We start from the raw sequence: 2,086 nt of genomic DNA, 5'->3' as shown, positions 1-2,086 counted from the left end.
TGCCTGATAAATTTATTTTTTTAACATCCACTCATGATCGGGATCATTGTAAAACACCCATTCTCTTTTGGGACCCGCCATGACATTTAAATAATACAGATCATAGCCATGTGGTACACCAACAGGGTGATAGCCCTTAGGCACCGTCACTACACTGTTGTGCTCTACGCTAATGGTTTCGTCAATACTGCGGTCGTCGGTATAAACCCGTTGAAAGGCAAAACCTTGTTGTGGTTTGAGTTTGTGGTAATAGGTTTCTTCTAGTGCACTTTCTGTTGGCAAGGCGTCAGTATCGTGCTTATGTGGCGGATAGCTTGACCAATTACCACTCGGGGTGATCACCTCGGTGATCAGAAGTTTTTCCGCGTTCACATTATTCATCATAATATTACGTACATAACGAGTATTGCTGCCTTGTCCTCGGGTCATTAACTCGCAATCTTCGGGCTTAATCAATCTAACGGGCAGTTTGCCTGCCGCTGGAGCACGGCATAAGGCAACTTCGCAGTCAGTTAATGCGCTGATAGATAGGGTTTCACCTGGAGGTGCATACACTGCATAAGGCGCTTTATCTTCAAATACGGATTTACGTTCGCCGAGGTTTATAAAATTTTGTTCATGAGTGGCAATATCAACTCTGCCAAATACTACTACCGCACAAACTTCGGTTTTGTCAGTCGCAAAACTCTGGGTTTCACCGGCTTTTAATACTACGACTTCAAAACCGACATAATTCCAATTTGCAGAAGCCGGAGTGATATGTTGAATGCGTTTTTTATTGTCCAGAGCCTGGGGACGAATATGTAAATATGACATCAAATTTCCTAAGGGTTATTTGGGTGGTGTATTAGACCTAACATCAATGCTTGAATAATATTCATGCAGCCATTTAATGAACGAAAAGAATGGATTTCAGCTTCTTTAATTTTTATGCATACATCAGCTTGGTCAGCTAGGGGGCTCAACGGGCTATCAGTTAAGGCCACTAATTTTACGCCTCTAGATTTCGCTTCTAAAGCAATGTTGAGCGTTTCACTGGCATAAGGACTAAAACTAATGGCAAACAAGGCATCACCCTCTGACATTAAATTACACTGGGCTTTGCCCATCTGGCCGATACTGTCGATCAGGTGGGCTTTGCGGCCAATATTGTTCAATAGATAGCTAAAATAAGTGGCCACCGGAAATGAGCGCCTTACTCCTTGAATATGAATAATATTTGCTTGATGCAGTAAGGTAATCGCTTGATTGAGTGCGAGGCCATCCACTTGTTCGCACATCGTTTCCATGGCTTGGGCACTGCTGGCACTCACTTGGCGCAACCAGCTTAAACCGCATTGGTCGTCATGTTCGCTTGAAGCTTGGAGCACTGATTGCATACGGCTTTGATAATCTGGTGCTGAGACCAATAATTGGTCTTTAAACAGTTTCTGCATATCACTAAAGCCTTCAAAACCCATGGCATGCGCAAATCTAACTAGGGTTGAGGCATGCACACCCGCAGTGCTCGCGATGCTGGCCACAGTACCAAAGGCGATACTGTTGGGGTTATCTAAGACAAAGCGAGCGACTTGTTGCAGGCGTTTACTCAAAGAAGCGAATTGGCTTTCAATAGCGTGTTCAAGTTCTGATTGCGTTGTAAGCATGACATCCTACGAATGGTTAAAAGGCATCAATCTATCTATTGCAGAATCATAGAGCATAAAAAACAAATATTCCATAATTGATTTTATGAAATATTTGTTCTATTTTAGTTTGGTATTTAATGATTCATTAACAAATAGAGAGTACGGATATCCATGCACGGAGAAAAGAATTTAGATGTAATTTGCTTGGGGCGAGCGTCGGTGGATTTATACGGACAGCAAATAGGCAATCGTCTGCAAGATATTTCGTCTTTTGCTAAATCCCTTGGCGGGTCTTCCTGCAATATTTGTTTTGGTACCGCAAGGCTTGGGCTGCGCTCTTCCATGTTAACCCGCGTGGGAGACGAACAATTTGGCGAGTTTATCCGCGAAGAGCTTCAGCGTGCAGGTGTAGATACCAGCCACGTGATAACTGATCCTGAGCGTTTAACCGCTCTGGC

At 43.5% G+C, this 2,086-nt stretch carries 3 protein-coding genes; 1 reads left to right on the top strand and 2 read right to left on the bottom strand.

The genetic code is table 11. The features are described 5' to 3' along the window. Positions 1–12: 12 nt before the first annotated feature. Positions 13–816: a 5-deoxy-glucuronate isomerase gene (gene iolB, locus NWQ57_RS17265; RefSeq protein WP_306023415.1), complete on the bottom strand. Its 804-nt coding sequence runs from the start codon at positions 814–816 to the stop codon at positions 13–15. Positions 817–824: 8 nt separating this feature from the next. Beyond that, on the bottom strand, positions 825–1,646 hold the full coding sequence (locus tag NWQ57_RS17260; RefSeq protein ID WP_306023414.1) for a MurR/RpiR family transcriptional regulator: 822 nt from the start codon (positions 1,644–1,646) through the stop codon (positions 825–827). Between the two features lie 153 nt (positions 1,647–1,799). Here NWQ57_RS17260 and NWQ57_RS17255 point away from each other — a divergent pair. Then, the coding region (locus NWQ57_RS17255) for a PfkB family carbohydrate kinase (RefSeq protein WP_306023413.1) at positions 1,800–2,086 on the top strand (287 nt) is incomplete at its 3' end.

Source organism: Paraglaciecola sp., assembly GCF_030730205.1.
In the GTDB taxonomy this organism is placed as follows: domain Bacteria; phylum Pseudomonadota; class Gammaproteobacteria; order Enterobacterales; family Alteromonadaceae; genus Paraglaciecola.
This window is presented reverse-complemented; position numbering and strand designations above follow the sequence as displayed.

Bases quoted from the DNA above. Each gene is read 5' to 3' on its own strand.
- NWQ57_RS17260 (WP_306023414.1), bottom strand. From the start codon at position 1,646: ATGCTTACAACGCAATCAGAACTTGAACACGCTATTGAAAGCCAATTC.
- iolB (WP_306023415.1), bottom strand. From the start codon at position 816: ATGTCATATTTACATATTCGTCCCCAGGCTCTGGACAATAAAAAACGC.